Origin of the sequence: Saccharopolyspora dendranthemae, assembly GCF_007829955.1 — a bacterium.
Lineage (GTDB): Bacteria > Actinomycetota > Actinomycetes > Mycobacteriales > Pseudonocardiaceae > Saccharopolyspora > Saccharopolyspora dendranthemae.
In genome coordinates this window covers 416,969-439,163 of record NZ_VIWX01000006.1, presented here as the reverse complement: position 1 = coordinate 439,163, position 22,195 = coordinate 416,969, and the positions used below count along the sequence as shown (strand labels likewise).

The 22,195-nt window shown below is 66.6% G+C and carries 33 protein-coding genes; 31 read left to right on the top strand and 2 right to left on the bottom strand.

Going from position 1 to position 22,195, the window contains the following annotated elements; all coding sequences use genetic code 11:
* The first annotated feature begins 294 nt into the window (after positions 1-294).
* From rpsL to map, 31 genes are all read left to right on the top strand, one after another.
* Entirely contained in the window at positions 295-669 is a 375-nt protein-coding gene (gene rpsL / locus FHU35_RS26600) for a 30S ribosomal protein S12 (RefSeq protein ID WP_009948619.1), read from the top strand.
* Complete coding sequence (gene rpsG, locus FHU35_RS26595) at positions 669-1,139, top strand: 30S ribosomal protein S7 (RefSeq protein WP_145744594.1); 471 nt, start codon at positions 669-671, stop codon at positions 1,137-1,139. Before rpsL ends, rpsG begins: the two co-directional genes overlap by 1 nt.
* Positions 1,140-1,235: 96 nt before the next feature.
* The gene (fusA, locus tag FHU35_RS26590; protein WP_145744592.1) at positions 1,236-3,338 is read left to right on the top strand and encodes an elongation factor G; all 2,103 of its coding nucleotides are present in this window, start codon (positions 1,236-1,238) and stop codon (positions 3,336-3,338) included.
* A 205-nt stretch (positions 3,339-3,543) separates the two neighbouring features.
* Positions 3,544-4,737, top strand: a complete 1,194-nt coding sequence (gene tuf, locus FHU35_RS26585) for an elongation factor Tu (RefSeq protein ID WP_145744590.1) — start codon at positions 3,544-3,546, stop codon at positions 4,735-4,737.
* A 543-nt stretch (positions 4,738-5,280) separates the two neighbouring features.
* The gene (gene rpsJ / locus FHU35_RS26580) at positions 5,281-5,586 is read left to right on the top strand and encodes a 30S ribosomal protein S10 (protein ID WP_009948626.1); all 306 of its coding nucleotides are present in this window, start codon (positions 5,281-5,283) and stop codon (positions 5,584-5,586) included.
* 35 nt (positions 5,587-5,621) lie between these two features.
* On the top strand, positions 5,622-6,272 hold the full coding sequence (gene rplC / locus FHU35_RS26575; protein WP_145744588.1) for a 50S ribosomal protein L3: 651 nt from the start codon (positions 5,622-5,624) through the stop codon (positions 6,270-6,272).
* Entirely contained in the window at positions 6,272-6,955 is a 684-nt protein-coding gene (rplD, locus tag FHU35_RS26570; protein WP_145744586.1) for a 50S ribosomal protein L4, read from the top strand. Before rplC ends, rplD begins: the two co-directional genes overlap by 1 nt.
* Positions 6,952-7,251 (top strand): 50S ribosomal protein L23, encoded by a 300-nt coding sequence (gene rplW / locus FHU35_RS26565; protein ID WP_145744584.1) that lies wholly within the window; start codon positions 6,952-6,954, stop codon positions 7,249-7,251. Before rplD ends, rplW begins: the two co-directional genes overlap by 4 nt.
* A gap of 31 nt (positions 7,252-7,282) precedes the next feature.
* Positions 7,283-8,116: a 50S ribosomal protein L2 gene (gene rplB, locus FHU35_RS26560; RefSeq protein WP_145744582.1), complete on the top strand. Its 834-nt coding sequence runs from the start codon at positions 7,283-7,285 to the stop codon at positions 8,114-8,116.
* 18 nt (positions 8,117-8,134) lie between these two features.
* Positions 8,135-8,416 carry a 30S ribosomal protein S19 gene (gene rpsS / locus FHU35_RS26555; protein WP_093414191.1) on the top strand — a complete coding sequence of 94 codons (282 nt, stop codon included), beginning with the start codon at positions 8,135-8,137 and terminating at the stop codon, positions 8,414-8,416.
* 42 nt (positions 8,417-8,458) lie between these two features.
* Positions 8,459-8,872, top strand: coding sequence for a 50S ribosomal protein L22 (gene rplV / locus FHU35_RS26550; RefSeq protein ID WP_186459629.1), 414 nt, complete (start codon positions 8,459-8,461; stop codon positions 8,870-8,872).
* A complete protein-coding gene (rpsC, locus tag FHU35_RS26545) occupies positions 8,872-9,720 on the top strand; it encodes a 30S ribosomal protein S3 (RefSeq protein WP_145744578.1) in 849 nt (282 codons plus the stop codon). The genes rplV and rpsC overlap by 1 nt, the downstream gene beginning before the upstream one ends.
* Positions 9,721-9,723: 3 nt before the next feature.
* Positions 9,724-10,143, top strand: coding sequence for a 50S ribosomal protein L16 (rplP, locus tag FHU35_RS26540; protein ID WP_132624366.1), 420 nt, complete (start codon positions 9,724-9,726; stop codon positions 10,141-10,143).
* Positions 10,143-10,385 (top strand): 50S ribosomal protein L29, encoded by a 243-nt coding sequence (rpmC, locus tag FHU35_RS26535; RefSeq protein WP_145744575.1) that lies wholly within the window; start codon positions 10,143-10,145, stop codon positions 10,383-10,385. The genes rplP and rpmC overlap by 1 nt, the downstream gene beginning before the upstream one ends.
* Positions 10,382-10,657 carry a 30S ribosomal protein S17 gene (rpsQ, locus tag FHU35_RS26530; RefSeq protein WP_145744573.1) on the top strand — a complete coding sequence of 92 codons (276 nt, stop codon included), beginning with the start codon at positions 10,382-10,384 and terminating at the stop codon, positions 10,655-10,657. Before rpmC ends, rpsQ begins: the two co-directional genes overlap by 4 nt.
* Before the next feature lie 190 nt (positions 10,658-10,847).
* Positions 10,848-11,216 carry a 50S ribosomal protein L14 gene (gene rplN, locus FHU35_RS26525; protein ID WP_145744570.1) on the top strand — a complete coding sequence of 123 codons (369 nt, stop codon included), beginning with the start codon at positions 10,848-10,850 and terminating at the stop codon, positions 11,214-11,216.
* A 2-nt stretch (positions 11,217-11,218) separates the two neighbouring features.
* Positions 11,219-11,533: a 50S ribosomal protein L24 gene (rplX, locus tag FHU35_RS26520; protein ID WP_145744568.1), complete on the top strand. Its 315-nt coding sequence runs from the start codon at positions 11,219-11,221 to the stop codon at positions 11,531-11,533.
* Positions 11,534-11,535: 2 nt separating this feature from the next.
* Positions 11,536-12,099: a 50S ribosomal protein L5 gene (gene rplE, locus FHU35_RS26515; RefSeq protein WP_145744566.1), complete on the top strand. Its 564-nt coding sequence runs from the start codon at positions 11,536-11,538 to the stop codon at positions 12,097-12,099.
* A 3-nt stretch (positions 12,100-12,102) separates the two neighbouring features.
* Positions 12,103-12,288 carry a type Z 30S ribosomal protein S14 gene (locus FHU35_RS26510; protein WP_145744563.1) on the top strand — a complete coding sequence of 62 codons (186 nt, stop codon included), beginning with the start codon at positions 12,103-12,105 and terminating at the stop codon, positions 12,286-12,288.
* Positions 12,289-12,531: 243 nt separating this feature from the next.
* On the top strand, positions 12,532-12,930 hold the full coding sequence (rpsH, locus tag FHU35_RS26505) for a 30S ribosomal protein S8 (RefSeq protein ID WP_145744561.1): 399 nt from the start codon (positions 12,532-12,534) through the stop codon (positions 12,928-12,930).
* Positions 12,931-12,946: 16 nt separating this feature from the next.
* Positions 12,947-13,486 (top strand): 50S ribosomal protein L6, encoded by a 540-nt coding sequence (gene rplF / locus FHU35_RS26500; RefSeq protein ID WP_145744559.1) that lies wholly within the window; start codon positions 12,947-12,949, stop codon positions 13,484-13,486.
* Positions 13,487-13,488: 2 nt separating this feature from the next.
* Positions 13,489-13,887, top strand: a complete 399-nt coding sequence (gene rplR / locus FHU35_RS26495; protein ID WP_145744556.1) for a 50S ribosomal protein L18 — start codon at positions 13,489-13,491, stop codon at positions 13,885-13,887.
* 35 nt (positions 13,888-13,922) lie between these two features.
* Positions 13,923-14,537: a 30S ribosomal protein S5 gene (rpsE, locus tag FHU35_RS26490; protein ID WP_145744553.1), complete on the top strand. Its 615-nt coding sequence runs from the start codon at positions 13,923-13,925 to the stop codon at positions 14,535-14,537.
* Between the two features lie 5 nt (positions 14,538-14,542).
* On the top strand, positions 14,543-14,725 hold the full coding sequence (gene rpmD / locus FHU35_RS26485) for a 50S ribosomal protein L30 (protein ID WP_145744551.1): 183 nt from the start codon (positions 14,543-14,545) through the stop codon (positions 14,723-14,725).
* Position 14,726: 1 nt separating this feature from the next.
* Positions 14,727-15,176 carry a 50S ribosomal protein L15 gene (gene rplO, locus FHU35_RS26480; protein WP_145744549.1) on the top strand — a complete coding sequence of 150 codons (450 nt, stop codon included), beginning with the start codon at positions 14,727-14,729 and terminating at the stop codon, positions 15,174-15,176.
* Between the two features lie 330 nt (positions 15,177-15,506).
* Positions 15,507-15,995 carry a hypothetical protein gene (locus FHU35_RS26475; protein WP_145744547.1) on the top strand — a complete coding sequence of 163 codons (489 nt, stop codon included), beginning with the start codon at positions 15,507-15,509 and terminating at the stop codon, positions 15,993-15,995.
* Positions 15,996-16,007: 12 nt separating this feature from the next.
* Entirely contained in the window at positions 16,008-16,655 is a 648-nt protein-coding gene (locus tag FHU35_RS26470) for a hypothetical protein (RefSeq protein ID WP_145744544.1), read from the top strand.
* The gene (locus tag FHU35_RS26465) at positions 16,652-17,311 is read left to right on the top strand and encodes a hypothetical protein (protein ID WP_246110590.1); all 660 of its coding nucleotides are present in this window, start codon (positions 16,652-16,654) and stop codon (positions 17,309-17,311) included. Before FHU35_RS26470 ends, FHU35_RS26465 begins: the two co-directional genes overlap by 4 nt.
* A 285-nt stretch (positions 17,312-17,596) precedes the next feature.
* Complete coding sequence (secY, locus tag FHU35_RS26460) at positions 17,597-18,910, top strand: preprotein translocase subunit SecY (RefSeq protein ID WP_145744542.1); 1,314 nt, start codon at positions 17,597-17,599, stop codon at positions 18,908-18,910.
* Positions 18,911-19,103: 193 nt separating this feature from the next.
* Positions 19,104-19,658, top strand: coding sequence for an adenylate kinase (locus FHU35_RS26455; RefSeq protein WP_186459628.1), 555 nt, complete (start codon positions 19,104-19,106; stop codon positions 19,656-19,658).
* 97 nt (positions 19,659-19,755) lie between these two features.
* Positions 19,756-20,550 carry a type I methionyl aminopeptidase gene (gene map / locus FHU35_RS26450; RefSeq protein ID WP_186459638.1) on the top strand — a complete coding sequence of 265 codons (795 nt, stop codon included), beginning with the start codon at positions 19,756-19,758 and terminating at the stop codon, positions 20,548-20,550.
* Between the two features lie 68 nt (positions 20,551-20,618).
* On the opposite strand, the gene FHU35_RS26445 is transcribed toward map, so the two are convergent.
* Positions 20,619-21,215 (bottom strand): class I SAM-dependent methyltransferase, encoded by a 597-nt coding sequence (locus tag FHU35_RS26445; protein WP_246110589.1) that lies wholly within the window; start codon positions 21,213-21,215, stop codon positions 20,619-20,621.
* Positions 21,216-21,329: 114 nt separating this feature from the next.
* Positions 21,330-21,968 (bottom strand): class I SAM-dependent methyltransferase, encoded by a 639-nt coding sequence (locus tag FHU35_RS26440; RefSeq protein ID WP_246110588.1) that lies wholly within the window; start codon positions 21,966-21,968, stop codon positions 21,330-21,332.
* Between the last annotated feature and the right edge of the window lie 227 nt (positions 21,969-22,195).

Here is a 22,195-nt window from a genome sequence, read left to right as displayed (position 1 = left end):
CGCCAATCGGGTCGATCCGCATGCCCGTGCATGACGTGGCCGCCCGAGTGGAGGGCCGCGGCAGCGCCGAGGATGTGTGGAACTCCTCCGAAAACCCTCTGGGGTCTATCTCGGTTTCGGCCGATGCGGGCGCTGCGAGGGCCGAGGGGTGGGCGACACGCCCGACCTCGTGTGCGGGGAGCTCCGAAACACAGTGCCTGACAGGTGCTCGACGCCCAGGGCACGCCGAAGCTCGAACGAGCGGCTGCTTGGTCGAGTACCTAAAAGACGCGAACGCTGACAGAAAGCCGGTCCATGCCCACCATCCAGCAGCTGGTCCGTAAGGGCCGCCAGGACAAGGTCGCCAAGACCAAGACCGCGGCGCTCAAGGGGAGCCCGCAGCGGCGTGGCGTGTGCACCCGCGTGTACACGACCACCCCGAAGAAGCCCAACTCGGCCCTGCGCAAGGTCGCTCGTGTCAAGCTGACCAGCGGCATCGAGGTCACGGCCTACATCCCGGGTGAGGGCCACAACCTGCAGGAGCACTCGATCGTGCTCGTTCGTGGCGGCCGTGTGAAGGACCTTCCCGGCGTGCGCTACAAGATCATCCGCGGTTCCGCTGACACCCAGGGTGTGAAGAACCGCAAGCAGGCTCGCAGCCGCTACGGCGCGAAGAAGGAGAAGAGCTGATGCCCCGCAAGGGTCCGGCCCCGAAGCGGCCGCTGCACGCTGATCCCGTGTACGGCTCGCCGCTGGTCACGCAGCTGGTGAACAAGGTCCTCGTCGACGGCAAGCGCTCGCTGGCCGAGAGGATCGTCTACGCGGCCCTCGAAGGCTGCCGTGAGAAGACCGGCACCGACCCGGTCGTCACGCTCAAGCGTGCCCTCGACAACGTGAAGCCGACCCTGGAGGTCCGCAGCCGCCGTGTTGGTGGCGCGACCTACCAGGTGCCGATCGAGGTGCGGGCCGGCCGGTCCACCACCCTCGCGCTGCGTTGGCTGATCACCTACTCCCGGCAGCGCCGCGAGAAGACGATCGTCGAGCGCCTGATGAACGAGCTGCTGGACGCGAGCAACGGTCTCGGCGCGAGCGTCAAGAAGCGTGAAGACACGCACAAGATGGCGGAGTCCAACAAGGCCTTCGCGCACTACCGCTGGTGACATCTGGTGGGTCTTGCCCGCCAGCCGAACCGATTCGACAGCTTTGCACCTGTCACCGCGACTTGCACCTGCTGTTAGGGAACGGGGAAGAATCTCGTGGCACGCGACGTGCTGACTGACCTGACCAAGGTCCGCAACATCGGCATCATGGCCCACATCGATGCGGGCAAGACCACCACGACCGAGCGGGTCCTCTACTACACCGGGATCACGCACAAGCTCGGTGAGACGCACGACGGTGCGTCTCAGATGGACTGGATGGAGGAGGAGCAGAAGCGGGGCATCACGATCACCTCGGCTGCTACCACCACCTTCTGGGGCGACAACCAGATCAACATCATCGACACCCCCGGCCACGTCGACTTCACCGTCGAGGTCGAGCGCTCGCTGCGCGTCCTCGACGGCGCGGTCGCGGTGTTCGACGGCAAGGAAGGTGTCGAGCCCCAGTCCGAGCAGGTCTGGCGCCAGGCCGACAAGTACGACGTCCCGCGCATCTGCTTCGTCAACAAGATGGACAAGCTCGGTGCGGACTTCTACTACACCGTGAGCACCATCGAGGACCGGCTGCACGCGACGCCGCTGGTCCTGCAGCTGCCGATCGGTGTCGAGTCCGAGTTCGAGGGCGTTGTCGACCTGGTCCGGATGAAGGCTCTGACCTGGCGTGGTGAGGTGTCCAAGGGCACCGACTACGAGGTCGAGGAGATCCCGGAGGATCTGGTCGACAGGGCCGCCGAGTACCGGGAGAAGCTCGTCGAGGCCGTCGCCGAGACTGATGAGGCCCTCATGGAGGCCTACTTCAACGGCGAGGAGCTGACGCAGGAGCAGATCAAGGCCGGCATCCGCAAGATCACCGTCGAGCGCAGCGCGTTCCCGGTCATCTGCGGCACCGCGTTCAAGAACAAGGGCGTTCAGCCCATGCTCGACGCGGTCGTCGACTACCTGCCCTCGCCGCTCGACGTCCCGCCGGTGCAGGGAACCCTGCCCGACGGCGAGACCCCGGCGGAGCGCAAGCCGAGCACGCAGGAGCCGTTCGCCGCGCTGGTCTCCAAGATCGCGGTGCACCCGTTCTTCGGCAAGCTCACCTACATCCGGGTCTACTCCGGCAAGGTCGCCTCCGGCGCCCAGGTCATCAACTCGACCAAGGGCCGCAAGGAGCGCATCGGGAAGATGTTCCAGATGCACTCCAACAAGGAGAACCCGGTCGAGGAGATCCAGGCCGGCCACATCTACGCGGTGATCGGTCTCAAGGAGACCACCACCGGTGACACCCTGAGCGACTCCGCGAACCCGATCGTCCTCGAGTCGATGACGTTCCCGGCGCCGGTCATCGAGGTGGCCATCGAGCCCAAGACGAAGGCCGACCAGGAGAAGCTCTCCACGGCGATCCAGAAGCTCGCCGAGGAAGACCCGACGTTCCAGGTCAACCTGGACGACGAGACCGGTCAGACCATCATCAAGGGCATGGGTGAGCTGCACCTCGAGGTGCTGGTCAACCGCATGAAGAGCGACTTCCGAGTCGAGGCGAACATCGGTAAGCCGCAGGTGGCCTACCGCGAGACGATTCGCAAGACGATCGAGAAGTACGAGTACACGCACAAGAAGCAGACCGGTGGTTCCGGTCAGTTCGCGCGCGTGATCATCAGGCTCGACCCGATCGAGCAGACGTCCGACAGCGCGACCTACGAGTTCTCGAACAAGGTCACCGGCGGTCGGATCCCGCGGGAGTACATTCCGTCGGTGGACCAGGGTGCGCAGGACGCCATGCAGTACGGCGTGCTGGCCGGCTACCCGCTGGTCGGCGTGAAGGTGACCTTGCTCGACGGCCAGTACCACGAGGTCGACTCGTCGGAAATGGCCTTCAAGGTCGCCGGTTCGATGGCGCTCAAGGAGTCGGCCGTCAAGGCGTCTCCCGCGCTGCTCGAACCGATGATGGCGGTCGAGGTGACCACGCCCGAGGACTACATGGGCGAGGTCATCGGTGACCTGAACTCCCGCCGTGGCCACATCCAGGCCATGGAGGAGCGCAGCGGAACCCGCGTCGTCAAGGCTCTCGTGCCGCTGTCCGAGATGTTCGGGTACGTCGGCGACCTGCGGTCCAAGACCCAGGGTCGCGCCAACTACTCGATGGTGTTCGACTCCTACGCCGAGGTTCCGGCCGGTGTGGCTAAGGAGATCATCGCCAAGGCAACGGGCGAGTGACCCGCTGGTCGGCCTCGGGTGACCGGGGCCGGCCAAGAGGCGACGCCTCGCGAAGGCGACCGGGGAGCAATCCCCTCCAGACGGCGGCGAGCGGGCCGCGACTTCCCACGGGAGGAAGCCAACCGCTCGTCACCGACCCGACAGGACTCCGCCTGGCACACCAAGTCGTACGGCGGAAAGTTAACAAGTCCAGGAGGACAATCCAGTGGCGAAGGCGAAGTTCGAGAGGGACAAGCCGCACGTCAACATCGGGACCATCGGTCACGTTGACCACGGCAAGACCACGCTCACCGCAGCCATCACCAAGGTTCTGCACGACAAGTTCCCGGAGCTGAACCCCTTCACGCCGTTCGACGAGATCGACAAGGCGCCGGAGGAAAAAGAGCGCGGCATCACGATTCAGATCTCGCACGTCGAGTACCAGACCGACAAGCGTCACTACGCGCACGTCGACGCTCCCGGTCACGCTGACTACGTGAAGAACATGATCACCGGTGCCGCCCAGATGGACGGTGCGATCCTGGTGGTCGCCGCGACCGACGGCCCGATGCCGCAGACCCGTGAGCACGTGCTGCTGGCTCGCCAGGTCGGCGTGCCCTACATCCTGGTTGCGCTCAACAAGTCCGACATGGTCGACGACGAGGAGATCCTCGAGCTCGTCGAGATGGAGGTCCGCGAGCTGCTGTCGTCCCAGGAGTTCCCGGGCGACGACGTGCCGGTCGTGCGCGTCTCCGCGCTGAAGGCGCTGGAGGGCGACGAGGAGTGGGCCAACAAGATCGTTGAGCTCATGAGCGCCGTCGACGAGAGCGTCCCGGACCCGGTGCGCGACACCGACAAGGCGTTCCTGATGCCGGTCGAGGACGTCTTCTCGATCACCGGCCGCGGCACCGTCATCACCGGCCGCATCGAGCGCGGCATCATCAAGGTGAACGAGGAGGTGGAACTGGTCGGCATCAAGGAGAAGCCGCTCAAGACCACCGTCACCGGTGTCGAGATGTTCCGCAAGCTCCTCGACGAGGGCCACGCGGGCGACAACGTCGGTCTGCTGATTCGCGGCATCAAGCGCGAAGAGGTCGAGCGCGGCATGGTCGTCGTGAAGCCGGGCACCACCACCCCGCACACCGAGTTCGAGGCGCAGGTCTACATCCTGTCCAAGGACGAGGGTGGCCGTCACACGCCGTTCTTCAACAACTACCGTCCGCAGTTCTACTTCCGGACGACGGACGTCACCGGCGTTGTGACCCTGCCCGAGGGCACCGAGATGGTCATGCCGGGCGACAACACCGAGATGTCGGTCCAGCTGATCCAGCCCATCGCGATGGACGAGGGTCTGCGCTTCGCGATCCGCGAAGGTGGCCGCACGGTCGGCGCCGGTCGCGTCACCAAGATCACCAAGTGATGTGACGAGGACCCGCTTTCCACAACGGAAGGCGGGTCCTCTCTTGTTTTTCGTGACCTCGGTCGCGTAAAACGACCCCCGATTTTGGGTGGTGCGAGCGATGTGCCATCCTATATGGGTTGCTCGTTCAGGGCGGCCGGAATTTCAGGCTTCGGATCGATCTCATCGGTCCTGGTAGCCGCGTTGAGACTCCGGCCGCCTTGGTGCGAGGGCCTCGCGCCCTTGTTCGGTGTTCGGATCCGTTCTCTTTCGGAATCCGATCCTCCGGCCGCTCGGTCGGCCGAGCAGGGCACAAGAAAGGTGTACGGGCCTCCGGGCCCACCCCATCGGCGACGTTCGAGGGGACCAGTATGCGACAGCTGGGCGACACGCCCGACCGCGTGTACCGGGCACCTCAACACTTGAACAGGGGCGGACTGAGAGCTGTGACGGCTCCCGGTATCGGGGACGACACCAAGCTGAGGGCCGTGAGGGGCACCGATGGGTGCGCCCTGCACCCATGTACCTAACCGCGGCACGAGACTAGAGGAACGGCAAGCCACCATGGCGGGACAGAAGATCCGCATCCGGCTCAAGGCCTACGACCACGAGGCGATCGACGCGTCCGCACGCAAGATCGTCGAGACCGTGACGCGCACCGGCGCTCGGGTCGTGGGGCCGGTGCCGCTGCCCACTGAGAAGAACGTCTACTGCGTCATCCGCTCCCCGCACAAGTACAAGGACTCGCGGGAGCACTTCGAGATGCGGACGCACAAGCGGCTCATCGACATCCTCGAACCGACGCCGAAGACGGTCGACGCACTCATGCGTATCGACCTGCCGGCCAGCGTCGACGTGAACATCCAGTAAGGCACGGCGACGAGGTAGCGGAGAGAACGAGACCAATGTCTGACAGGCAGATCAAGGGGCTTCTGGGCACCAAGCTCGGCATGACCCAGGTCTTCGACGACAAGAACCGGGTCATCCCGGTCACCGTCGTGCAGGCCGGGCCGAACGTGATCACCCAGATCCGGACCCCCGAGAAGGACGGCTACTCGGCCGTGCAGCTGGCGTTCGGCGCCGTCGACCCCCGCCGGGTGAACAAGCCGCGTGGCGGCCACTTCACCAAGGCCGGTGTCACCCCGCGCCGCCACGTCGTCGAGCTGCGCACCGCGGACGCCGGCGAATACGAGCTCGGCCAGGAGATCAGCGCGGACCTCTTCGAGGTTGGCGCGGTGGTCGACGTGGTCGGCACCAGCAAGGGCAAGGGCTTCGCGGGCACGATTAAGCGGCACGGTTTCCACCGTCAGCCGATGAGCCACGGTGCTCAGGCCGTGCACCGCAAGCCGGGTTCCATCGGCGGCTGCGCGACCCCCGGTCGCGTCTTCAAGGGCATGCGCATGGCGGGGCGGATGGGTACCAACCGCGTCACCACGCAGAACCTGAAGGTGCACAAGGTCGAGGGCGACAACGGCCTGCTGCTGATCAAGGGCGCCGTGCCCGGCCCGAAGGGTGGCCTGGTTCTGGTGAAGAGTCCCGCGAAGGGTGGTGCGTGATGAGCTTGACGCTCGATGTCCGTACCCCGGACGGCAAGACCGACGGCACGGTCGAGCTGCCGGCCGAGATTTTCGACGCGCAGGCCAACGTGGCGCTGCTGCACCAGGTCGTCGTGGCCCAGCTGGCCGCGGCTCGCCAGGGCACGCACGCGACCAAGACCCGCGGTCAGGTCTCCGGCGGCGGCAAGAAGCCGTACCGGCAGAAGGGCACCGGTAACGCCCGGCAGGGCTCCATCCGCGCGCCCCAGTTCGCCGGCGGTGGCACCGTCCACGGCCCGCAGCCGCGGGACTACACCCAGCGGACCCCGAAGAAGATGGTGAAGGCCGCCCTGCGCGGTGCCCTCTCCGACCGGGTTCGCGCCGGCCAGCTGCACGTGGTCACCGGCGTCGTCGGCGGCGAAGCGCCGTCCACCAAGTCGGCCAAGACCGCGCTGCGGAACTGGACCGAAGCCAAGAAGGTTCTGGTCGTGCTCGACCGCCACGAGGATCAGAACTCGTGGCTGAGCCTGCGGAACCTGCAGAACGTGCACCTGATCGACCCGGGTCAGCTGAACACCTACGACGTGCTCAACAGCGATGACGTGGTGTTCACCAAGGCCGCCTACGACCGTTTCGTCGCAGGTCCGGCCAAGGGCCGGTCGGTCAAGGCCGTCGCTTCTTCCGCTGAGGAGGCAGAGCAGTGAGCGCCGACCCCCGGGACATCATCCTGAAGCCGGTGATCTCCGAGAAGAGCTACGGACTGCTGGAGCAGTCGCAGTACACCTTCTTGGTGGACCCGCGCTCGAACAAGACCGAAATCAAGATCGCCATTGAGCAGATCTTCGACGTCGAGGTCGCCAGCGTCAACACGATCAACCGCAACGGCAAGCGCAAGCGCACCCGCACCGGGTTCGGCAAGCGCAAGGACACCAAGCGGGCGATCGTGACCTTGACGCCGGGGAGCAAGGCGATCGAGATCTTCGGCGGTCCGGCCGCCTGACGGTGCTGATTAGGACGAGGTTGCTTTAGAAATGGGCATTCGCAAGTACAAGCCGACGACGCCTGGCCGTCGTGGCTCGAGCGTGTCCGACTTCGCCGAGATCACCCGGACGGAGCCGGAGAAGTCGTTGATCGTCCCGCTGAATCGCAAGGCGGGCCGCAACGCTCAGGGCAAGATCACCACGCGGCACAAGGGTGGCGGTCACAAGCGGGCCTACCGCCTGATCGACTTCCGCCGCAACGACAAGGACGGTGTGCCGGCCAAGGTCGCGCACATCGAGTACGACCCGAACCGCAGTGCTCGGATCGCTCTCCTGCACTTCGCTGACGGCGAGAAGCGCTACATCGTGGCGCCGAACGGCGTGAAGCAGGGAGACGCGATCGAGTCCGGCGCTCGGGCCGACATCAAGCCGGGTAACAACCTGCCGCTGCGCAACATCCCCACCGGTACCGTGATCCACGCGATCGAGCTCCGCCCCGGACAGGGTGCGAAGATCGCTCGCTCGGCCGGTGCCCGGGTGCAGCTGGTGGCCAAGGACGGGCCGTACGCCCAGCTGCGGATGCCTTCGGGCGAGATCCGCAACGTGGACGCGCGCTGCCGGGCCACCGTCGGCGAGGTCGGCAACTCGGAGCACGCCAACATCAACTGGGGCAAGGCCGGCCGCATGCGGTGGAAGGGCAAGCGCCCGACCGTCCGCGGTGTCGTCATGAACCCGGTGGACCACCCGCACGGTGGTGGTGAGGGCAAGACCTCCGGTGGTCGCCACCCGGTTAACCCGAACGGTAAGCCGGAGGGTCGTACCCGTCTCCGCAAGCCGAGTGACAAGCTCATCGTCCGCCGCCGGCGTACCGGCAAGAAGCGCTGAGCAGGGAGGTAAGCAAACATGCCACGCAGCCTGAAGAAGGGCCCGTTCGTGGACGACCACCTGCTCAAGAAGGTGGACGCGCTTAACGAGTCGGGCAAGAAGACCGTGATCAAGACTTGGTCCCGTCGGTCCACGATCATTCCGGACATGCTGGGCCACACCTTCGCGGTGCACGACGGCCGCAAGCACGTCCCGGTGTTCGTCACCGAGGCGATGGTGGGTCACAAGCTGGGCGAGTTCGCCCCGACCCGCACGTTCAAGGGCCACGTCAAGGATGACCGGAAGTCGCGCCGCCGCTGAGCGGGTCTGTGACACGAACGAGTAAGAGCAAGGGGTAGCAGGATGACAGCCCGTTCCGACTCCACTGCCGCGGAAGCTCCGCGCGCAGTGGCGCGGGCCCGGTTCGTCCGCGTGTCGCCGATGAAGGCGCGACGCGTGGTCGAGCTCATCAAGGGCCGGAGCGCCAGCGATGCCCTGGCTGTGCTTCAGTTCGCGCCGCAGACCGCAAGCGGTCCGGTGTCGAAGGTGCTCGCCAGTGCGATCGCCAACGCGGAGAACAACCTTTCCCTCGACCCCGACACGCTGGTCGTGCACCACGCGTACGTGGACGAGGGTCCGACGTTGAAGCGGTTCCGGCCGCGCGCGCAGGGTCGTGCGTACCGGATCCGGAAGCGGACCAGCCACATCACGGTCGAGGTTGAATCTCGGCCTGCGGCGACCAAGTCCCGAAAGAGCCAGAAGGGGAGTGCCCGGTAGTGGGTCAGAAGATTAACCCGCACGGCTTCCGACTCGGCATCACCACGGACTGGAAGTCTCGCTGGTACGCCGACAAGCAGTACTCGGAGTACGTCGCGGAAGACGTCAAGATCCGCCGGCAGCTGTCTCGCGGGATGGAGCGCGCTGGGATCTCGAAGGTGGAGATCGAGCGCACCCGTGAGCGCGTCCGCGTGGACATTCACACCGCCCGGCCGGGCATCGTCATCGGCCGTCGTGGTGCCGAGGCGGACCGCATCCGCGGTTCCCTCGAGAAGCTGACCGGCAAGCAGGTTCAGCTCAACATCCTCGAGGTCAAGAACCCCGAGGCGGACGCCCAGCTGGTCGCACAGGGTGTGGCCGAGCAGCTGTCCAACCGCGTGTCCTTCCGGCGCGCGATGCGCAAGGCCATTCAGTCGGCCATGCGCTCGTCGCAGGTCAAGGGCATCCGGGTGCAGTGCGGCGGACGTCTGGGTGGCGCGGAGATGTCGCGCTCGGAGTTCTACCGCGAGGGTCGCGTTCCGCTGCACACGCTGCGCGCGGACATCGACTACGGCTTCTTCGAGGCCCGCACCACCTTCGGGCGCATCGGCGTCAAGGTGTGGATCTACAAGGGCGAGCTGGTCGGTGGCCTGAAGCAGAAGCAGCAGGAGTCCGAGGTCCGGCCCCCGCGCGGCGGTGGCAACGAGCGCAACGAGCGTGGTGGCCGCGGTGACCGCGGTGGCCGTCGCCGTGGCGGCGCGGACCGCGGCGAGCGCGGTGCGGCTGACAAGTCCGCCAAGGCCGAGACCAAGGCCGCGGAGGGCGAGCAGCCGCAGGCTGCGCCGGCTGAAGAGAAGACGGAGGGCTGAGACGTGCTCGTCCCACGCAGGGTGAAGTGGCGCAAGAGCCACGCGCCGAAGCGTAAGGGCTTCGCCAAGGGTGGCACCCGGATCAGTTTCGGCGAGTACGGCATTCAGGCGATCGAGCACGGCTACGTGACCAACCGTCAGATCGAGTCGGCCCGTATCGCCATCACTCGGCACGTCAAGCGTGGCGGCAAGGTGTGGATCAACATCTTCCCGGACCGCCCGCTGACGAAGAAGCCCGCCGAAACCCGTCAGGGTTCCGGTAAGGGTTCGCCGGAGTCCTGGGTCGCCAACGTCAAGCCCGGACGCATCATGTTCGAGCTGACCTTCCCGAACGAGAAGACGGCGGTCGAGGCGTTGACTCGTGCGGCGCACAAGCTCCCGATGAAGTGCAAGATCGTGTCCCGCGAGGGTGGTGACTTCTGATGGCAGCGGGTGTCACCGCATCCGAGCTCCGCGAGCTGGACAACGAGGAGCTCGTGCAGCGGCTGAAGGAATCGAAGGAAGAGCTGTTCAACCTCCGGTTCCAGATGGCCACTGGTCAGCTGCAGAACAACCGGCGGCTGCGCGTCGTCCGACAGGACATCGCCCGGATCTACACCATCATGCGCGAGCGCGAACTGGGCCTGACGGTTAACGCCGAAGGTGCTGAGGAGGGCGCGGCATGAGTGAGAAAGGACAGGGCGTGGAGCGCAACAGCCGCAAGGTGCGTGAGGGCTACGTCGTCTCGGACAAGATGGACAAGACGATCGTGGTCTCCCTGGAAGACCGCAAGAAGCACGCCCTCTACGGCAAGGTCATGCGTCAGACCACCAAGGTCAAGGTGCACGACGAGGCCAACACCGCCGGTATCGGCGACCGGGTGGTGCTGATGGAGACCCGGCCGCTGTCGGCCAGCAAGCGCTGGCGACTGGTCGAGGTCGTCGAGAAGGCCAAGTAATCAACCGTTTTGGGGCGCTCCCGCGCTGCGGTGGTTCCCCAGAGCGACACGGTGGACCGGCCGGTCGTCGGCGAGATCAACGACCGGCCGTTTCGCTTGTGGAAGTTGACCGCGCGTGTCAGGTCGGCAATTTGGCACGCCAGAGTGTGTCCGGGCGCAAGGTCCGGGCACTTAGGGTCAGGAGTCATACGTGATCCAGCAGGAGTCGCGACTTCGCGTCGCCGACAACACCGGGGCCAAGGAGATCCTCACGATCCGTGTCCTCGGTGGGTCGGGCCGGCGCTACGCGGGCCTCGGGGACATCATCGTGGCGACCGTCAAGGAAGCCATCCCCGGAGCCGGAATCAAGAAGGGCGATGTGGTCAAGGCCGTCATCGTCCGGCAGAAGAAGGAAAGGCGTCGCGCGGATGGCTCGTACATCCGGTTCGACGAGAACGCCGCCGTCCTGGTGAAGCCGGGCGGCGAGCCGCGGGGCACCCGCATCTTCGGGCCGGTGGCCCGAGAGCTGCGCGACAAGAAGTTCATGAAGATCATCTCGCTCGCGCCGGAGGTGTTGTGATCATGAAGATCAAGAAGGGCGACACGGTCGTCGTCATCTCCGGAAAGGACAAGGGCGCCAAGGGCAAGGTCATCAAGGCCATGCCGGACGCCCAGCGGGTCCTGGTCGAGGGTGTCAACCGGATCAAGAAGCACACCAAGGTCTCCCGGACCGAGCGTGGCGCCCAGTCCGGCGGCATCGTCACCCAGGAAGCCCCGATCCACGTGAGCAACGTGATGGTCGTGGACTCGGACGGGAAGCCGACCCGTGTCGGTCACCGCATCGACGAGGACGGCAAGAAGGTTCGCGTCTCGCGCCGCAACGGTAAGGACATCTGATCATGACTACTGCTGAGAAGATCGTCCCCCGGCTCAAGACCCGGTACCGCGAGGAGATCCGCCAGGCCCTGAACGAGGAGTTCACCTACTCCAACGTCATGCAGGTGCCGGGCGCGGTCAAGGTCGTGGTCAACATGGGTGTTGGCGACGCCGCGCGGGACAGCAAGCTGATCGAGGGCGCGGTCCGCGACCTCGCCGCGATCACCGGCCAGAAGCCCGAGGTCCGTCGGGCCCGCAAGTCCATCGCGCAGTTCAAGCTGCGCGAGGGCCAGCCGATCGGTGCGCGGGTCACCCTGCGCGGCGACCGCATGTGGGAGTTCCTGGACCGCTTGGTCACCATCGCGCTGCCGCGCATCCGTGACTTCCGCGGTCTCTCGCCGAAGCAGTTCGACGGCAGGGGCAACTACACGTTCGGCCTCAACGAGCAGTCGATGTTCCACGAGATCAACCCGGACAACATCGACCGCCCGCGGGGTATGGACATCACCGTCGTTACCACTGCCACCAACGATGAAGAGGGCCGGGCGCTGCTGAAGCACCTGGGCTTCCCGTTCAAGGAGAACTGAGCGATGGCGAAGAAGGCGCTGGTCATCAAGGCGGCCCAGAAGCCGAAGTTCAAGGTTCGCGGCTACACCCGCTGCCAGAAGTGCGGGCGTCCGCGTTCGGTGTTCCGCAAGTTCGGTCTGTGCCGCGTGTGCTTCCGCGACATGGCGCACGCGGGCGAGCTGCCCGGCGTGAGCAAGTCTTCCTGGTGATTGCTCGCCTGCTTCAGGGTCCCGGTTGCCCGGTCTGATCCGGCGCCCCTTACCCTGAAGCAGGCGCTACCAGGGCTGATGCCCACGCTCCGCACGCGAGCCGTGCTTGCGCCCGACTAGAACAGGGCCCCGCCACCGTGGCGGGAGGCCCCGAACTTCGTCCAGGCCAGAGCCCAGACGTCCGTCCGCAGGGCGTGACCGGTCCGGGCTCATCGGAACCAGACGAGAAAGGTTGAGCAGGTCATGACGATGACCGATCCGATCGCAGACATGCTGACGCGTCTGCGCAACGGAAACTCTGCGTATCACGACGAGGTCGTGATGCCGCACTCCAAGCTGAAGGCGAACATCGCCGAGATCCTCAAGCGGGAGGGCTACGTGTCCGGCTCCCGCGTCGAGGACGGGGACACTCACCAGAACCTCGTCGTCGAGCTCAAGTACGGCCCGAACCGCGAGCGGAGCATCGCCGGCCTGCGCCGGGTCTCCAAGCCCGGTCTGCGGGTCTACGCCAAGTCCACGAACCTGCCCAAGGTTCTCGGTGGTCTGGGCGTCGCCATCATCTCGACCTCCGGCGGTCTCGTGACCGACCGGCAGGCCATGAAGAAGGGCGTGGGCGGGGAAGTCCTCGCCTACGTCTGGTAAGGGAGGAGGAGCGGCTATGTCGCGCATCGGAAAGCTGCCGATCACCGTCCCCTCCGGCGTCGAGGTGAACATCGACGGCCAGGCGGTGACCGTGAAGGGCCCCAAGGGCGAACTTGCACACCAGGTCCGCGAACCGATTCTCGTCGAGCGTGACGAGGACGGTGCGGTGCTGGTCAAGCGCCCCGACGACGAGCGGGAGAGCCGGTCGCTGCACGGGCTGACCCGGACCCTCGTCAACAACATGGTGATCGGCGTCAGCCAGGGATACCAGAAGGATCTGGAAATCCAGGGCGTCGGTTACCGAGTGCTGCAGAAGGGATCGAACCTCGAGTTCTCCCTGGGCTACAGCCACCCCATCGTGATCGAGCCGCCGGACGGCATTCAGTTCGCGGTCGACGGCCCGACCAAGCTTTCGGTCAAGGGCATCGACAAGCAGCTGGTCGGCGAGATCGCGGCTCGTATCCGCAAGCTGCGCAAGCCCGACCCGTACAAGGGCAAGGGTGTCCGGTACGCGGGTGAGACCATCCGCCGCAAGGTCGGAAAGACGGGTAAGTGACCATGAGCGAGACAGCTACCAAGCGCAAGCCGGTTGGCAAGGACATCTCGACCAAGCGTCGGCTCTCCCGCGCCAAGCGTCACACGCGCCTCCGGAAGAAGATCCTGGGCACCGCCGAGCGCCCGCGTCTGGTCGTCACCCGGTCTCTGCGGAACATCACCGCGCAGGTCATCGACGACACCAAGGGCCTCACGGTCGCGTCGGCCACGAGCCTGGAGTCCGAGCTCCGCGGGTTCGAGGGCGACAAGAAGGCCATGGCCACCAAGGTCGGCGAGCTCGTGGCCGCCCGTGCCAAGGACGCCGGTGTCGAGAAGGTCGTGTTCGACCGGGGTGGCAACGCCTACCACGGTCGCGTGGCCGCACTGGCCGACGCCGCCCGTGACGGCGGACTGGAGTTCTGACAAGTGCGTAAGAACGAGACTGGAAGGGACGCCTGATGCCTGGACGCACTCGGCGTGAAGGCGGCGGGGAGTCCGGCGGCAAGGACCGCCGGGACCGCCGCGACGGCGGCCGTGGCGGGGCGGCCCAAGAGAAGACCCCGCAGTTCGAACGTGTCGTGACCATCAACCGCGTCGCGAAGGTCGTCAAGGGTGGCCGGCGCTTCAGCTTCACCGCGCTGGTCGTCGTCGGCGACGGCGACGGCATGGTCGGTGTCGGCTACGGCAAGGCCAAGGAAGTTCCCGCGGCCATCGCCAAGGGCGTCGAGGAGGCGAAGAAGAACTTCTTCCGCGTCCCGCGCCTCGGCGGCACCATCACGCACCCCGTGCAGGGCGAGGACGCCGCCGGCGTCGTGCTCCTGCGTCCGGCCAGTGCCGGTACCGGTGTCATCGCCGGTGGCCCGGTGCGCGCGGTCCTGGAGTGCGCCGGTATCCACGACGTGCTGAGCAAGTCGCTGGGTTCGGACAACCCGATCAACATCGTGCACGCCACGGTGGACGCCCTGAGGCAGCTGCAGCGTCCGGAGGAGGTCGCGGCTCGCCGTGGCCTGCCGCTGGAAGATGTCGCTCCGGCGTTCATCATGCGTGCGCGTGCCGCCGGGCAGGGGGTCTGATCGTCATGGCACAGCTCAAGATCACTCAGGTGCGCGGGCTGGTCGGCACCAAGCAGAACCAGCGCGACAGCATGCGCAGCCTCGGCCTGCGCAAGATCCGTCAGTCCGTGGTTCGCCCGGACGACTCCAACGTGCGCGGCATGGTCAATGCCGTCCGTCACCTCGTGACGGTCGAGGAGGTCGACTGACATGGTCATCAAACTGCACGACCTGCGTCCGGCTCCCGGTGCCAAGCGCGACAAGATCCGCGTCGGCCGCGGTGAGGGCTCCAAGGGCAAGACCGCCGGCCGCGGTACCAAGGGCACCAAGGCCCGCAAGACCGTCTCCCCTCGTTTCGAGGGTGGGCAGATGCCGATCCACATGCGGCTCCCGAAGCTTCGCGGCTTCAAGAACCGCTTCCGCACCGAGTACCAGGGTGTGAACCTCGGCAAGCTGGCCCAGGCGTTCCCGGAGGGCGGCACCGTCGGTTTCGACGAGCTCGTCGCCAAGGGCCTGGTCAAGAAGAACGAGCTGGTGAAGGTCCTCGGCGACGGGGACTTGGATGGCGTCGAGCTCGACGTCACCGCTCACGCCTTCACCGGCAGCGCTCAGGAGAAGATCACCGCCGCCGGCGGTACGGTCACCAAGCTCGAGCGCTGAGCCAGTTCAACGAGAGGACCCGCCATCCAACCGGGATGGCGGGTCCTTCTTGTATTTTGGTGATTCCCACAGTTTCACGGACGCGATACGGTGTGCGTTCGCAGCATCACCCTTGGCAGTTCACTTAGCCAGATCGCGATGATCGCGCGGCGACATGTCCGAACGCCGAGCCCTCTCTTCAGCCGAAGAAGATCCACTGAAGAGTGTCAAGCGAAGGTGGGTTCGCGCGGCGCCTCTTCGATGGTGTTGCCCCTGTCACAGGTCTCCCTAGCTTTGTCCTCGCCGTTTCACCCGGACGGCGCTGGAAGAGCGAGGGAGGAGCGACGGCATATGCGACCACGACAGGTGGGACGGCGAGCCGTCCTGATGGTCGTCGCGGTGTTGGCCGCGGTCGTCCCCGGAGCAGCGGTCGCGCAGGCCGGGGAACAAGCGGCGCCGCCACGAGAGCACTGCAGTTATCACTTCAGCACCGGTGAGACCCGGTGCTTCACCACGCTGGCCGAGGCCACCGCGAGCCCCAGGGACGACCGCGGAGACGTCATCCAGGCCACGCTGTTCGCCGATCCCAACTACGGCGGAGGCAGCTTCACCGTCTACGGCTCGGGGATGTGCGAGAAGGACGGCGTCGTCAACTTCCAGATCAACCTGCCCGACGACTGGAAGGACGTCGTCTCCTCGGTGCAGCCGTGGGGCGGTTGCTGGGTGTGGCTGTACCCCGAGCCCGACCTGGGCGGCGAGCGCGACGGGCCGTTCAAGGAGAACACGCCCGATGTCGGTTCGATGATGAACGACCGCACCCAGTCCGTCGGTCTGAGCTGAGGGGATCTCGCGATGCAGGCACGAACGATCCGCGCTCTGGTGGCCTCGGCGAGCGTGCTCGGCGCGCTGGCCGTCCCCGCCACGGCCAACGCCGAGGACGCGGGCGTCATCAACGCCCGGGGAGTCAGCGCAGCGGAGGACCCGACGGTCCGAGAGCTGCTGGAGAAGTGCGACAACGGCACCGACAGCTGCGTGTTCCACCCGGCCGGCGAGCCGGAGTACTTCACCGCGGACACCAAGCAGGTCGGCGATCCCGTCTACAACTGCACGCCGGACGACCAGCGGCACAACGTCACCTGGTCGGACACCACGTCGCAGAGCAACAGCGTCGGCCTGTCGATGACCACGGAAGCGGGCTTCGGCAAAATCTTCGCCGTCAGCTACGAGCAGACCTTCCAGCACACCTGGGAGGAATCGCACACCGAGTCGCAGTCGACCTTCGTCGACACCGGTTCCCACCAGGTCGGCTGGGTCGAGCGGGCCGCGCAGATGCAGAAGGTGCGCGGCACCTACGAGCTGCACTTCGAGGACAAGTTCCACGACCACTACATCTGGTACGTCAACGACTTCGAGGCGACCGGGCCCGCGGAGGACTCCTCGACCGCGGTCAGCCAGCACTCCCGCGACATGTCCCAGGAAGAAGTGGACGCCTGCCCGTGACCGCCGGCGAATCCCGGCGGGAACCGGCCCAGGGCAAGCTGATCGAGAGGAACTCGATGATGAAGCGCATCGCGGCGAGCTGCGCGTCGGTGGTCGGGGCGGCGCTGCTGATGGCCCCGCCGGCCACGGCGGCGGAGGAGCCCACGGTCCGAGAGCTGCTGGAGAAGTGCGACAACGGCACCGACAGCTGCGTCTTCCACCCCGCCGGCGAGGTGGAGTACTACCAGAACACCTCCGAGGAGGTCGGCGCTCCGGTGTTCAACTGCACCGACAAGGAGCAGATGATGAGCGTCGCCTGGTCCGACAGCACCGCGGAGAGCAACAGCGTGGGCCTGTCGATGGGCACCAGCTTCGGCGAGGTGTTCAAGGTGGCCTTCAAGGCGACCTACGGCCACGAGTGGCGATCCGAGCACACCGAGTCGCAGACGACCTTCATCACTGTGCGTCCAGGTGAGGTCGGGCAGGTCTACCACGGTCCGAAGATGCAGAAGGCGAAGGGAACTTACGAGCTGCACTTCGAGGACAAGTTCTACGATCACTACATCTGGTACGTCAACGACTTCGAGGCCAGCGGCCCGGCCGACGACCAGGGCGGAACGATCACCCAATCGACGCGCGCGATGACCGAGGAAGAAAAGCAGGCCAACTGCGGTTGATCGGTTGTGGCGCTGGTCTTCGAGCAACACCGCAGGTCACGCTGGGAATAACGGCAACCGCGCCGGAACGGGCGCGGTTGCCGCTGCTTGGCGACGATGTTGCGAAACGTTGATCGTCGTGAGGGTTCGGTCGCTGTCCGTATCCGCCTCGCGGCCTGCTAAAGTCGCGCGGTAGTGCCGTGGGAGACCACGGCCTTGTCCATGGAGTTTCCCGCCGTGCCGGCTGGCGAAGCCGGCCGCTTGTTTTCCGGCCGGTTCCGACCGGCTCGCGTACAGGAGGTTCGCGTGCTCGGCGCCTTCCGCTCGGCTCTGGCAACGCCGGACCTGCGCCGCAAGATCCTGTTCACGCTGGGAATGGTGGTGCTGTACCGACTCGGCGCGACGATCCCGTCGCCCGGTGTGTCGTACCCCAACATTCAGCAGTGCATCGAGCAGATCCAAGGCAGCGGCTCAGAAAGTGTCTACTCACTCCTCACCCTCTTCAGCGGCGGCGCGCTGCTGCAGCTCTCGGTGCTGTCGCTGGGCATCATGCCCTACATCACGGCGAGCATCATCATTCAGCTGCTGCAGGTGGTCATTCCGCGCTTCGAGCAGCTGAAGAAGGAAGGCCAGTCCGGCCAGGCCAAGCTCACGCAGTACACCCGGTACCTCGCGATCGCGCTGGCGGTCCTGCAGGGCACCGGCATCGTCGCGCTCGCGGTGCGCGGGCAGCTGTTCCAGGGCTGCTCGGTCTCGCCGATCCCGGACGACTCCGTGCTGAACCTGATCACGATCGTGGTCGTCATGACCGCCGGTGCGGCCGTCCTGATGTGGATGGGCGAGCTGATCACCGAGCGCGGTATCGGCAACGGAATGTCGCTGCTGATCTTCACCTCGATCGCTTCGCGGATCCCCGCCGAGGGCGGCAACATCCTGAACTCGCACGGTGGCCTGGTCTTCGCCATGGTCTGCCTGTTCGCGGTCGCGATCATCGCCACGGTGGTGTTCGTGGAGCAGGCGCAGCGCCGGATCCCGGTGCAGTACGCCAAGCGCATGATCGGCCGCAGGATGTACGGCGGCACGTCCACGTACCTGCCGCTGAAGGTGAACCAGGCGGGTGTCATCCCGGTCATCTTCGGTTCGTCGCTGCTGTACCTGCCGCAGCTGATCGGTCAGCTCGCGGGCAACCAGGACAGCTGGTGGTCGCGCTTCCTGCAGACCTACATCGTCGATCCGGCCAGCTGGGTGCACATCCTGCTGTACATGCTGCTGATCATCTTCTTCGCCTACTTCTACGTGTCGATCACGTTCAACCCGGAAGAGCGGGCGGACGACATGAAGAAGTTCGGCGGCTTCATCCCCGGTATCCGACCCGGTCGCCCGACCGCGGAGTACCTGAGCTTCGTGCTCTCCCGCATCACCCTGCCCGGCTCGCTGTACCTGGGCATCGTGGCCATCCTGCCGATGTTCTTCCTGGGCCTGACCGGTGGTCAGGGCCAGAACCAGAACTTCCCGTTCGGCGGCACCGCGGTGCTGATCATGGTCAACGTCGGCCTGGACACGGTGAAGCAGATCGAGAGCCAGCTCACGCAGCGCAAGTACGAGGGTTTCCTCCGGTAAAATGGAGCGTCCGGGCGTGTGCTGAACACGCCCGGACCAGCGTGCTTGCCCTTGCGAGGAGTTCCGCATGGGCGTGTTCGCCCGCCCCTCGTCCATGCGTAGGGTGGTTGGGATCGCAGCGCCGTTGTACGGGGCGGCGCCGCGTAGCTCGTCAGCAGTTGGCGCGCGATGGTGAGGATTCGGAGGCAGACCCTTGGTGCGATTGGTTCTCGTCGGCCCGCCTGGAGCCGGTAAGGGTACCCAGGCGGCTGTGCTCAGCGAGAAGCTCGGTGTGCCGCACATCTCCACCGGAGATCTGTTCCGCGCGAACATCGGCAACTCCACGCCGCTCGGCCAGAAGGCCAAGAGCTACATGGACGCCGGTGAGCTGGTGCCGGACGAGGTCACCAACGAGATGGTGCGCGACCGGCTCGGCGACGAGGACGCCGCTCAGGGCTTCCTGCTCGACGGCTACCCGCGCAACACCGCGCAGGCCGAGGTCCTCGGCGGCATCCTCGGCGAGAAGCACCTCGAGCTGACCGCGGTGGTGCAGTTCGACGTACCGGAGGAGGAGCTGGTCAAGCGCATGCTGGCGCGCGGCCGCTCCGACGACACCGAGGACGTCATCCGCCGCCGTCTCGCGGTGTACCACGAGGAGACCGAACCCATCCTGGGCTACTACCGGGAGAAGGTCCTCAAGATCGACGCCTTGGGTTCGATCGAGGAGATCACCGGCCGCGCGCTGGAAGCACTGCGCAGCCACCAGTGAGCTTGCCCGCGGCCGGTCACCGATGGTGGCCGGCCGTTGCATTTCATTCGCCGGGCGAAACCCGGCATCATCCAGCAATACTTCGAAGGTGAGTGCCTTGTTGCGTCGGGGGAAGGGCATCGAGCTCAAGTCGCGCGGTGAGATCGAGGCGATGCGCGCCGCCGGGCTCGTGGTCGCGCGTGCGCTGGCCGCTGTCCGGGAGAAGGCCGTGCCCGGAGCGAGCACCGGTGAGCTGGACGCCGTCGCCGACCAGGTCATCCGCGAAGCCGGCGCCGTGCCCTCGTTCAAGGGCTACCACGGCTTCCCCGCCTCGATCTGCGCCTCCCTGAACGAGAAGGTCGTGCACGGCATCCCGTCGGTGCGCGAGGTCCTCTCCGAGGGCGACCTGCTGTCGGTCGACTGCGGCGCCATCCTCGACGGCTGGCACGGCGACTCCGCCGTCACACTGGCCATCGGCGAGATCAGCGAGGCCGACCGGGCGCTGTCCGCGGCGACCGAGGCGTCCATGTGGGCCGGCGTCGAGAAGGTGCGCGCGGGCAACCGCCTGACCGACATCTCGCACGCGGTGGAGGGCGCGGCGCTGTCCGCTGCCGCCACCGACGGACGCGACTACGGCATCATCGCCGAGTACGGGGGCCACGGCATCGGCACCCAGATGCACATGGAGCCGTTCCTGCCCAACCTCGGCAAGCCCGGTCGCGGCCCGAAGCTGCGGGTGGGCATGGCGCTGGCGGTGGAACCGATGCTGACGGGTGGCACCGCGGAGACCGAGGAGCTCGACGACGCCTGGACCGTCGTCACCGCCGACGGCTCCCGCGCGGCCCACTGGGAGCACACGGTGGCCATCACCGAAGAGGGGCCCTGGGTCCTCACCGCCCCGGACGAGGCCTGACCGGCGAATCCGCTGGTCATCAAGGCCCTCAACGGCCCGGCCCCGATCCGGGTTGACGTCGTCGAGAGTCAGCCCTTGGGGCGGCGGCAGGCGTAGACGCGAGCCGGAGGCACGTTGCGCCAGACTGCGCTGCGGGGGAACACCTCGTCGAACGTGTCGTCGAGGGCGTCGATGAACTCCTTGGTCTGCGTCCGCCAGAGGGTCGTCAGGTAGGTGACCGTGGTGAACACCGCGTCCTGGCTCATCACCGAGGCCGCTTCGCGGAGGAGCTCCCGCTGCTTGTCGCCCGGCAGCAGGGTCCACGGGATCGAGCTGATCACCGCGTCGACCTGGTCCACGTCGGCTTCGGCCAGCAGTTTGCGCAGGTCGGAAGCGTCTCCTTCGATGACCTCGAGCCAGGGCTTGGTGCGGTTGAGGAAGCGCACCAACTCCGGGTCGATCTCCACGGCCAGGTGACGGGAGCCCGGTGCGACGCGCCGCCGGATCGGTTCGCTGAGCGCACCGGTGCCGGGACCGAGCTCCAGCACGGTGCTGGGACCGCCGCTGGGCACCACGTCGGCGACCGCGCGGGCCACGTGCTCCGAGGTCGGCAGCACTGCGCCCACCTTGGACGGGTTCTGGACGGCACGTCCCACGAACATCAGGTACTCGCGTGATCTGTTCACGGCTCTCCTGCCCCTCCCCGGGTTTGACGCCGCCCGACCGTAACCGGTCCGCAATCGGCGCTCGACATCGACCGATCCCGGGCTTTTGCCTGAAGTACCCGGTTGTCGGGGTGGTCAGACCCGAGGGCGGCGGCAGATGTAGTGCAGGATCGGCGGGAAGTTCCGCCAGGTCGTGTGGGTGAGGACCTCGTCGAAGGTCTCGTGCAGCCGCTCGCGGAAGCGGCGCGCGTTGCGGGTGCGCTCCGCGGGCAGGTACGTGAGGGCCGTGAACGCGCCGTTCGGCGTGAGGGCCTTGGCCGCCTGGCCGAGGATGTGGCCCTGGAGCTCGTCGTCCAGCAGCGACCACGGGATGCTGCTGACGACCGCGTCGACCTGGTCGATCCCGCGTTCGGACAGCACGGAGATCAGGTCACCGGCGTCGCCGTGGACGACGTCCAGCCACGGTTTGTGCTCGCGCAGGTGCGCGACCAGGTCCGCGCCGAGCTCGATGCCGAGGTGACGGGCGCCGCGGGGCAGGCGGGAGTGGATGCCGTCGGACAGCGATCCGGTGCCGGGGCCGAGCTCGACCACGGTCGGGTTGCCGGTGCTGGGCACGACCTGCGCGACCGTGGCCGCCACGGCCGACGAGGTAGGGGTGGCGGCGCCGACCATGCGCGGGTTGTGCATCGCGGTCTGGAAGAAGGTCCGGTATTCGGACAGCTTGCCGGTCAACGCCTGCACCGGGCGGCCGGTGGGCTGCTGCTGGGCTGTCACGCTGCTCCTCGGGTTTCCGGGGTGGGCGCGCCTCGACGCCGGTGTCGAGTCGAGTATGTGGTCGAAAGTAGTGAGCGCGCGAAGATCAGCGCAAGCCTCCGATGGCGCTGAACGCGCCGTGAGCAGCCCCGATGTGTAGCGCTCATCCGGCTGCGCGTACGATGGACTATCGGCGCACGAGTGGCGCCGGTTCGTTGTGCTCGGGTGTCCGTCCGCGCGACTCTTTC

What these genes read in the sequence shown, in the direction of transcription:
- rplC (WP_145744588.1), top strand. Translation starts at nt 5,622, where the DNA reads ATGTCTGACAGGCAGATCAAGGGGCTTCTGGGCACCAAGCTCGGCATG.
- rpsS (WP_093414191.1), top strand. Translation starts at nt 8,135, where the DNA reads ATGCCACGCAGCCTGAAGAAGGGCCCGTTCGTGGACGACCACCTGCTC.
- FHU35_RS26475 (WP_145744547.1), top strand. Translation starts at nt 15,507, where the DNA reads ATGCGACCACGACAGGTGGGACGGCGAGCCGTCCTGATGGTCGTCGCG.
- rplX (WP_145744568.1), top strand. Translation starts at nt 11,219, where the DNA reads ATGAAGATCAAGAAGGGCGACACGGTCGTCGTCATCTCCGGAAAGGAC.
- rpmD (WP_145744551.1), top strand. Translation starts at nt 14,543, where the DNA reads ATGGCACAGCTCAAGATCACTCAGGTGCGCGGGCTGGTCGGCACCAAG.
- rpmC (WP_145744575.1), top strand. Translation starts at nt 10,143, where the DNA reads ATGGCAGCGGGTGTCACCGCATCCGAGCTCCGCGAGCTGGACAACGAG.
- rplR (WP_145744556.1), top strand. Translation starts at nt 13,489, where the DNA reads ATGAGCGAGACAGCTACCAAGCGCAAGCCGGTTGGCAAGGACATCTCG.
- rpsH (WP_145744561.1), top strand. Translation starts at nt 12,532, where the DNA reads ATGACGATGACCGATCCGATCGCAGACATGCTGACGCGTCTGCGCAAC.
- rplO (WP_145744549.1), top strand. Translation starts at nt 14,727, where the DNA reads ATGGTCATCAAACTGCACGACCTGCGTCCGGCTCCCGGTGCCAAGCGC.
- rplF (WP_145744559.1), top strand. Translation starts at nt 12,947, where the DNA reads ATGTCGCGCATCGGAAAGCTGCCGATCACCGTCCCCTCCGGCGTCGAG.
- rplE (WP_145744566.1), top strand. Translation starts at nt 11,536, where the DNA reads ATGACTACTGCTGAGAAGATCGTCCCCCGGCTCAAGACCCGGTACCGC.
- FHU35_RS26510 (WP_145744563.1), top strand. Translation starts at nt 12,103, where the DNA reads ATGGCGAAGAAGGCGCTGGTCATCAAGGCGGCCCAGAAGCCGAAGTTC.
- rplB (WP_145744582.1), top strand. Translation starts at nt 7,283, where the DNA reads ATGGGCATTCGCAAGTACAAGCCGACGACGCCTGGCCGTCGTGGCTCG.
- rplV (WP_186459629.1), top strand. Translation starts at nt 8,459, where the DNA reads ATGACAGCCCGTTCCGACTCCACTGCCGCGGAAGCTCCGCGCGCAGTG.
- FHU35_RS26470 (WP_145744544.1), top strand. Translation starts at nt 16,008, where the DNA reads ATGCAGGCACGAACGATCCGCGCTCTGGTGGCCTCGGCGAGCGTGCTC.
- rpsJ (WP_009948626.1), top strand. Translation starts at nt 5,281, where the DNA reads ATGGCGGGACAGAAGATCCGCATCCGGCTCAAGGCCTACGACCACGAG.
- rpsL (WP_009948619.1), top strand. Translation starts at nt 295, where the DNA reads ATGCCCACCATCCAGCAGCTGGTCCGTAAGGGCCGCCAGGACAAGGTC.
- rpsG (WP_145744594.1), top strand. Translation starts at nt 669, where the DNA reads ATGCCCCGCAAGGGTCCGGCCCCGAAGCGGCCGCTGCACGCTGATCCC.
- rpsQ (WP_145744573.1), top strand. Translation starts at nt 10,382, where the DNA reads ATGAGTGAGAAAGGACAGGGCGTGGAGCGCAACAGCCGCAAGGTGCGT.
- rpsE (WP_145744553.1), top strand. Translation starts at nt 13,923, where the DNA reads ATGCCTGGACGCACTCGGCGTGAAGGCGGCGGGGAGTCCGGCGGCAAG.
- rplD (WP_145744586.1), top strand. Translation starts at nt 6,272, where the DNA reads ATGAGCTTGACGCTCGATGTCCGTACCCCGGACGGCAAGACCGACGGC.